This window comes from Brevundimonas abyssalis TAR-001, assembly GCF_000466985.1.
In the GTDB taxonomy this organism is placed as follows: domain Bacteria; phylum Pseudomonadota; class Alphaproteobacteria; order Caulobacterales; family Caulobacteraceae; genus Brevundimonas; species Brevundimonas abyssalis.
Genome location: NZ_BATC01000089.1, coordinates 1 through 7,623, shown reverse-complemented (window position 1 = coordinate 7,623; position 7,623 = coordinate 1). Strand labels below are relative to the sequence as shown.

Below are 7,623 nucleotides of genomic sequence, written 5' to 3'. Positions count from 1 at the left end.
CCGAGGCCGAACGCGCCGCAGCCGCCCTCGCCCTCGCCAGGGCCAAGCCGGAGGCTCTGGAGACCCAGCGGGCCGGGCTGCTGGACACCCTCGCCGCCGCCGAGACCCGCCGCGCCGCCGCCGCCGACGCCATGAGCACGGCCGAGGGCGCGGCCCAGGAGGCCGACCGCGCCGCCCGCGCCGCCGAGAGTGCCGCCTCCGCCGCCCGCGAGCGCCGCGCGGGCCTGTCCGCCCACGCCGAGGCCGCCGCCCTGCGGCTGGACGACGCCGACCGCATCCTGCGCGAGACCGCCCAGATGTCGCCCGAGGACCTGGGCAAGCGTCTGACCGACGACGCCATCGCCCGGCCGCCGGACGCGGCGGGGGCCGAGTCCCTGCTGTACGGGCTGGAGCGCGAGCGCGAGGCCCTGGGCGCGGTCAATCTGCGCGCCGAGGACGAGGCGGCCGAGTACGGCGAGCGCCTGACCGCCATGCGCGAGGAGCGCGAGGACCTGACCAGCGCCATCGCCAAGCTGCGCGGCGGCATCGACGAGCTGAACGCCGAGGGCCGCGAACGTCTGCTGGCCGCGTTCGACATCATCAACGACAACTTCAAAAGCCTGTTCGAGGCCCTGTTCGGCGGGGGGCAGGCCGAGCTGAAGCTGGTGGAGTCCGACGACCCGCTGGAGGCCGGGCTGGAGATCTACGCCTGCCCGCCCGGTAAGCGGCTGTCGGTCATGAGCCTGATGTCCGGCGGCGAGCAGGCCCTGACCGCCGCCGCCCTGATCTTCGCCGTGTTCCTGGCCAATCCGGCGCCCGTCTGCGTGCTGGACGAGGTGGACGCCCCGCTGGACGACGCCAATGTGGACCGCTTCTGCCGGATGCTGGACGAGATGCGCAACCGCACCAACACCCGCTTCATCGTCATCACCCACAATCCGGTGACCATGAGCCGGATGGACCGCCTGTATGGCGTCACCATGCCCGAGCGCGGGGTCAGCCAGCTGGTCAGCGTCGACCTGAAGCAGGCCGAGCAGATCATCGCGGCCTGAGCGGGCCGCCTGAATTCAGACTCCGGCGACAAAAAAAACAGGGTCTGAATCGTCTGAAATCCCCCTGGTGCGCGGCGGACCCGGAGCCGCCCGGGCGGTCAGTCTACCCCCCCCCTGAAGGAGCGGGATTTCCCAAGCGCCGACCGGCGCTGAAACGTGCTGTTCGCGCCACAGGCAGCCTGTTTCGGCAGAGGGTTACTCAAGAGTCATCGGCGCGCCGCAAATAGGCCGCATGAAACCTTTGTAAAGCAAGGTGTGGCAGGTTGATCGCGCAGGCGGGCCTCCCCACCTCATTCATGCAGCCAAGCAATCGCTCGTGCGTTCCTCGAGCATCCCTGTATCTCTGGAGCCACGCCCTTCCATGACCCAAACTCTGGCCATCGGGACCCAAGCCGCTTCGGCGCGCCCCGTCGGCCGTGGGGTGTTGAAGGGACTCATGCGACGAATCGCGCGCCTGGCCCTGATGGTCCTGGGCGGGTTTCTGGTGCTGCTGGGCATCGTGATCGCGCCCCTGCCCGGCCCGTTCGGCCTGCCGATTTCGGTGGTCGGGATGGTGGTGATCCTGCGCAACTCCTACTGGGCCAAGCGCCAGTTCATCCGCGCCCAGCACGCCCGGCCCAAGTATTTCTATCCGTTCCGCCGGCTGATGCGCCGCCGTCCCGAGTTCGCGCCGGTGTTCTGGCAGCAAGCTTTGCGCATGGAGCGGCTGCTGCTGAAGCGCGGCAAGCGGGTCCTGTCGCGCACGCGCCGCTCTTTCCGGGCGTCGTTCCGCCGCGCCTCCAGGGCCTGATCCTCCACAATTCGCCGCGAAAGCCGGCCGAACTGCGCTTGTCTCGCGCGGTTGATTTCCCCCTGCGCACGAAATCGTGATCGTCATGTGCGACGCAAGGTCGCACATCGGCGTATGCTGTGTGCGTCGTGGGGAACAAAAATGGCTTTGGGAGGAGCCCCCATCATGATGTCACGCATTCAAAAAGGCATGATCGCCGGGTTCGCGGCCACCGCCGTGGTGGCGATCCTGGAAGTCGGAAAATTCTATCTCACCCAGTCCACCGGGGCGCTCGCGGAGGTGCGGATCTTTCCGCTCATCCTGGCGGCCATGGTGGGCATGCAGGGCAGCTATCTGGTCGGTTGGGCCATCCACTTCGTGTCCGGCACCCTGATCCTGGGCCCCGCGTTCGGGATCCTGTGCCCGCGCATGCCGACCGACACGCCGGCGACCAAGGGAATCCTGTTCGCCGTGGGCGCCTTCATCCTGATGTCCCTGACGGTCGCGCCGATGGCCGGGATCGGCATGTTCGCCATGGCGGCTGGCTTCTCGACCCTGATCTGGCTGATCTTCACCCACATCGTCTTCGGAATCGCCATGGGCTCGATCTACGGCACGCTGGTCCAGCGCGAGAAGCGCCACGCCCGGGAGATGGCCGGCGCCCAGCCGGCGCACTGACGGTCCGCAGAGGCTGAAACGAAGAAAGGCCCCGCCAGGCGACTGGCGGGGCCTTTTGATTCGGGAAACGGCGCCGATCAGTTCAGGCGCGGACCGATCTGGGCGATGGCCTGGTCGGCCAGGGGGTCGGTCGAGGACGCGGCCAGACGGTCGGCCAGGATGCGCTCGGCGGCGGCGGCGGCCAGTTCGACGGCGGCGGCCTTCACCTCGGCGGTGGCCTGGGCCTCGGCCTGGGCGATCTTGCGCTCGGCCATGGCTTCACGGCGGGCCAGGGATTCCTCGAGGCGGGCGCGAGCCTCGACCTCCATGCGCCTGGCGTCAGACTCGGCGGCGGCCAGCATCTCGGCGGCCTGGGCCTCGGCCTCGGCCTTCTCCTGACGGATCTGGACCAGCAGGGCCTCGGCCTCGGCGCGCAGCCGCGCGGCCTCGTCCAGCTCGGACTGGATCTTCAGAGCCGCGCCGTCCAGGCGGCCGGCGATGGCCTGGGGAACCTTGGCCAGGACCAGAATGAGGAAAAACCCGAGCAGGCCCGCTCCAACCCAGAAGTCGGCGCTGGACAGACTCCAGAAATAGGGGGTGAAGAATGCGGGCATCAGGCGGCTCCTTCGGACTTGACGGCGGCCTTGGCCTCGGTGGCCGTGGCGACCTTGCCGGTCAGGCGCTCGACCAGAGCCTGGGCGGTGTCGACGGCGATCTCGGCCACGCGGCCCATGGCGGCGTCGCGGGTCTTGCCGATGGCGGTTTCAGCCTCGGCGATGCGCGCGTTGACGACGGCTTCCTCTTCGGCGGCGCGACGGTTGGCCTCTTCGGTCACGCGGGCCTTGGCCGCGGCGGCCGTGGCCCGGGACGTGGAGCGGGCCTGTTCGACTTCGGCCTTGGCGGCTTCGGCCTGTCCAGCGGCCTCGGCCTGTACCTGACGGGCGGCCTCGACGGCGCCGGCGATGGTGGCGACCCGCTCGTCCTTGACGCCGCGCAGGCGGGGCAGGAAGACCTTGGCCATCAGCACATAGAGAATGGCGAACAGGATCAGCAGCCAGAAGATCTGGCCGGCCCACCATTGGGTGTCGAACTGGGGCAGACCGCCTTCGGAGGCGTGCTCGACGCCGGCTTCCGTATAGGCGGTGTCGGTCGCGGCAGGCGCGACCTCGCCATCACGGATGGCGGCGGCGGTTTCCGGCAGGATGTCCTGGGTCGGAGGGGCGTCGCTGGATTGGGCGGCCATGATCAGTCCGGTTGTTCAGATAAGGCGAACGGGCGGCGCGGCCCGGCATGGACCACCGCCGCCCGCACGATTCGTCAGGGCTTAGCTGAAGAGGATCAGCAGGCCGAGCACGAAGGCCAGGATGCCCAGGGCCTCGGTCAGGGCGAAGCCAGAACCAGGTTGGTGAACTGGCCGCCGGCGGCGACGGGTTGCGCAGGGCGCCCTGCAGGAAGCCCGAGAAGATCGTTCCCACGCCGATGCCGGCGCCGATCATGCCCAGGGTCGCCAGACCGGCGCCGATGTACTTAGCAGCTTCAGCTCCATGATTTCAGTCCTTTAAGAGAAGCGATTGAAGAAGAGGGGCTAGTGGTGTCCGGCGTGAACCGCGTCGTTCAGATAGACGCAGGTCAGGACGGCGAAAACGAAGGCCTGCAGGAAGGCCACCAGGAACTCCAGCGCCGTCAGGGCCAGAACGCCCCCGAAGGCCAGGAAAGCGGCGACATAGGCCAGGTACGCCACCCCGCCAGCGGCCGCCAGGGCGCTGAGCGAGACGATGAAACCGGCGAAGACCTTCATGGCCACGTGACCGCCCAGCATGTTGCCGAACAGACGAAGCGACAGGGTCACCGGGCGCAGGAAGAACGAAATGATCTCGATCGGGATCACCAGGATCCACAGATACCACGGCACGCCCGAGGGCAGAAACAGCTTGAAGAAGCCCAGGCCGTTCCGGACCAGGCCCACGACGATCACCAGGGCGAAGGTCATCAGGGCGAAGGTCAGGCCGACCGCAAGCTGGGCGGTGGCGGTGAACACCGTGAACATGCCGAGCATGTTCATGGCCAGGATGAAGATGAACAGGGTGAAGATGTAGGGGAAGAACGAGCGCCCCTCGGGTCCGATCACGCCGGTGGCGAGGTCGTCGATGAAGCTGAACATGCCTTCGCCCACCACCTGCAGGCGGCCGGGCACCACCTTGGGCGACGCGGTCACGACAGAGAAGAACAGCACGACCAGTCCGAAGGCCACCATCATGGCCAGGGAGGAATTGGTGATGGAGATATCAATCAGCCCCAGGCCCGGCACGTTAACCGGCGGGATGTCCACGACCTTGTGGACCTCGAACTGATGCATCGGATCGGCCATGCCGCCGGCTCTCCCAAGTCAAAACGCCGAACCGCCCAACGGGGCGGAACGGTCAGCGGTCGTCGTCCTCGTCCGGCTCATCCGGAAGGTCCCGGGGGGGACCGAATTCCTTCAGAGCGCGGGCGCTCAACTTCTTGGCGGATGTCACCGCCATCCAGATCGACACGCCGAAGCCCACAAGGACCCCGACGATCATTCCCCACGGCGCGGAGCCGACCAGAAGGTCGAAACCCCACCCAAGAGCCAGCCCCACCAGCACGCCGCCGATCATCTCGGCCATCAGCCGGTAACCGTAGCCCACCGCCGCGCCGCCATACTCCGGCGGCTTGGGCGTAGCGCGGGCCTGAAGCGATTCGGCCTCGACGTTGAGGCGTTTGATCACCTCGTCGCGTGTTTCCTGTTCAGGAGGCATCGGCCTGGCGCTCAGCAGGTCGGCGGGGCGCCGACGCGGGTCTGAATTCGGCGCGGAACCTATAGAGGGCGCGGCGTTCGGTCAAGGCGGCGCGACAGAATGTCAAGCCAATGATTTTATTGCCTATTTCCAGCGCCCGGACTCACCGGCTGGGCGCAGGCTCGGCGACGGCGTCCGAACGGGGCCTGCGCGGGCGAAGCAGGGGCGGAACGGTCCAGTAGGCCACGGCGCGGAACGCCCACTCCGCCGGGCCCATGCGGAACAGGCTGAGCCAGGCGGTGCTGAACAGGGCCTGGGCGACCCAGACGGCCGCCGCCAGACCCCAAAGGGGCCACCAGCCCAGCCGGTCGTAGAGGCCGAATCCGTAGAACAGCACCGCGCAGATCAGGGACTGGCCCAGATAGTTGGTCATGGCCATGCGGCCCATGCGCTCCAGGCCGGCGCCGATCAGGCCCAGGGCATTGGCCTTCCATGCGGCGATGACGGCGCCGAGATAGCCCAGCGCCAGCATCAGCCGCCCGACCTCGCCGGTCAGGGCGGGGGTCCAGACAGCGGGATCGAATCCGGACCGCCACAGGGTCGCGGTCTCCCAGACATTGATCGCCAGTCCACCCGCGACGCCCAAGACGGCCAGCCGCAGATAGAACCGCAGGGACCGCGCACCGGTCATGACGCCCAGTTTGAACAGCCCCATGCCCAGCATCATGAAGGCCACCGTGCGGCCCACCGACAGCACCGCCCCCTTGGCCAGGGCCCAGTCGGCGAAGGCGCCGGCGCTCCACAGGGCGATGGCGGGATAGCTGCCGGACGCGCGCACCGCCGCCTCGGCGTTGAGGGCTTCAGCGGACGGCGTCAGGGCGGCGATGGCGGCGGCGTGGGCGGCGGGATCGGCGGTCAGGGCGGCGGCGGCGCGCCAGTCGCCCAGGGCGTCGGCTAGCGAAAACAGGGCGATCAGGGCCAGGGACACACCCAGCAGAACCCGGCCGTCCAGCTTCCTGAACACGAACAGGAACAGGGCCGCGACGCCGTAGATGTACAGAATATCCCCGGGCCACAGCAGCACCGCAGCGTTGCCGATGCCCAGGGCCATCAGCAGCATGGCGCGGCGAAAGTGGACGTCCGCCGTCCCCGGCCGGTCGGCCCGCGATCCCCAAGCGGTCAGCAGCACCACGCCCGCCCCGAACAGCAGGGTGAACAGGGCGCGCATGGAGCCCTCCACGAACAGGGCCTGCAGCGTCCAGGCGGCCCAGTCGGGATTGGTCAGCTGGGCGGGAAAGGCGGGATAAGCCCGCGACCACGGCTGGCCCATGGCCACGATATTGGCCAGCAGGATGCCGCACAGGGCGAACCCGCGCAGCAGGTCCAGAACCTCGAACCGCTCGGTCTCGGCGGTGGGATTGATCGCTCGTCCGTTCATCCGGCCGCGCCGGACGGACCGGCGACTCCTAGAGCGGCGTGACGCTCACGCCCGCTTCGATCAGGGTCCACTGCAAGTCCTGAACCGCGGCGGCGACGGCCGATACGTCCTGCCCCCGCACAACCAGATTGGTCCCGAACTCGCCTTGGGTCCCCGCGCCAAAGGGGTAGCTGCCAAAGGACAGCGCCCGATTCGTCCGCGCCGCCTCGGCCAGGATCTCGGCCACAGTCCCCTCGCCCACCCCCGACACCTTCAGTGTCCCGGAATGAACCACCGCGCCGGTCTTCAGGCGCGGCGCCACGTCCTGCAGCATGCCCTGCATGATCGCCGGCACCCCGGCCATGACGAAGACATTGCCCAGCTGGAAGCCCGGGGCCTCGGTGACGGGGTTGGCGATCAGGCTGGCCCCGACAGGGATGCGCGCCATGCGTCGCCGAGCGGCGTTGAAGTCGTCGCCGTAGCGCCGCTCGAGAATCGCCACGGCCTCGGGATGCTCGGGCAGGGGCACCCCGAACGCCTGGGCCACGCAGTCGGCGGTGATGTCGTCATGGGTGGGGCCGATGCCGCCGGTGGTGAAGACATAGTCGTGGCCGGCGCGCAGGGCGTTCAGCGCCTCCATGATCTGCTCGGGCCGGTCCCCCACCACCCGCGCCTCCATCAGGTCGATGCCCATGGCCGTCAGAAAGCGGGCGATGGTGTTGGTGTTGGTGTCCTTCGTCCGGCCGGACAGGATTTCATCGCCGATGACGAGCACGGCGGCGGTGGGGTTTTGCGTGGTCATGGGACGGTGAATACGCTGATCCCTCTCCCGGTGGGAGAGGGCTGTGCGCAGCGGTATGCGAAGCAGACCGCTCCTTCGCGCACAGGGTGAGGGTCCGGTCTTTCGGCATCATCCACCCGACCCTCATCCCCCGCGCAAGAACCTCCGCTGCGCTCCGGTGCGCGGGTTCCCCCTTCTCCCAATGGGAG

General features: G+C 68.6%; 8 protein-coding genes and 2 pseudogenes. 3 read left to right on the top strand and 7 right to left on the bottom strand.

Annotation, left to right across the window (positions count from 1 at the left end):
- The 3 genes and pseudogenes from MBEBAB_RS14180 to MBEBAB_RS14170 all read left to right on the top strand — a co-directional run.
- A pseudogene (locus MBEBAB_RS14180) lies at nt 1–1,031 on the top strand (chromosome segregation protein SMC); the annotation flags it as partial.
- Between the two features lie 361 nt (nt 1,032–1,392).
- The gene (locus MBEBAB_RS14175; protein WP_306302043.1) at nt 1,393–1,821 is read left to right on the top strand and encodes a hypothetical protein; all 429 of its coding nucleotides are present in this window, start codon (nt 1,393–1,395) and stop codon (nt 1,819–1,821) included.
- Between the two features lie 165 nt (nt 1,822–1,986).
- On the top strand, nt 1,987–2,478 hold the full coding sequence (locus MBEBAB_RS14170) for a DUF6789 family protein (RefSeq protein ID WP_021698675.1): 492 nt from the start codon (nt 1,987–1,989) through the stop codon (nt 2,476–2,478).
- Between the two features lie 77 nt (nt 2,479–2,555).
- Here the strand turns inward: MBEBAB_RS14170 and MBEBAB_RS14165 are convergent, their stop codons facing one another.
- The 7 genes and pseudogenes from MBEBAB_RS14165 to MBEBAB_RS14140 all read right to left on the bottom strand — a co-directional run bounded on the left by MBEBAB_RS14165 (nt 2,556) and on the right by MBEBAB_RS14140 (nt 7,435).
- Nucleotides 2,556–3,071 carry a F0F1 ATP synthase subunit B gene (locus MBEBAB_RS14165; protein ID WP_021698674.1) on the bottom strand — a complete coding sequence of 172 codons (516 nt, stop codon included), beginning with the start codon at nt 3,069–3,071 and terminating at the stop codon, nt 2,556–2,558.
- A complete protein-coding gene (locus MBEBAB_RS14160) occupies nt 3,071–3,700 on the bottom strand; it encodes a F0F1 ATP synthase subunit B family protein (RefSeq protein WP_021698673.1) in 630 nt (209 codons plus the stop codon). The genes MBEBAB_RS14165 and MBEBAB_RS14160 overlap by 1 nt, the downstream gene beginning before the upstream one ends.
- Nucleotides 3,701–3,781: 81 nt before the next feature.
- Nucleotides 3,782–3,953 (bottom strand): annotated as a pseudogene (locus MBEBAB_RS15895) (F0F1 ATP synthase subunit C).
- Nucleotides 3,954–4,042: 89 nt separating this feature from the next.
- Nucleotides 4,043–4,825: a F0F1 ATP synthase subunit A gene (locus tag MBEBAB_RS14155; protein ID WP_021698672.1), complete on the bottom strand. Its 783-nt coding sequence runs from the start codon at nt 4,823–4,825 to the stop codon at nt 4,043–4,045.
- Nucleotides 4,826–4,877: 52 nt separating this feature from the next.
- Nucleotides 4,878–5,207 (bottom strand): AtpZ/AtpI family protein, encoded by a 330-nt coding sequence (locus MBEBAB_RS14150; protein ID WP_021698671.1) that lies wholly within the window; start codon nt 5,205–5,207, stop codon nt 4,878–4,880.
- Between the two features lie 172 nt (nt 5,208–5,379).
- Nucleotides 5,380–6,654 (bottom strand): DUF418 domain-containing protein, encoded by a 1,275-nt coding sequence (locus tag MBEBAB_RS14145; RefSeq protein ID WP_021698670.1) that lies wholly within the window; start codon nt 6,652–6,654, stop codon nt 5,380–5,382.
- A gap of 28 nt (nt 6,655–6,682) precedes the next feature.
- A complete protein-coding gene (locus tag MBEBAB_RS14140; protein WP_021698669.1) occupies nt 6,683–7,435 on the bottom strand; it encodes a competence/damage-inducible protein A in 753 nt (250 codons plus the stop codon).
- Nucleotides 7,436–7,623: the final 188 nt, after the last annotated feature.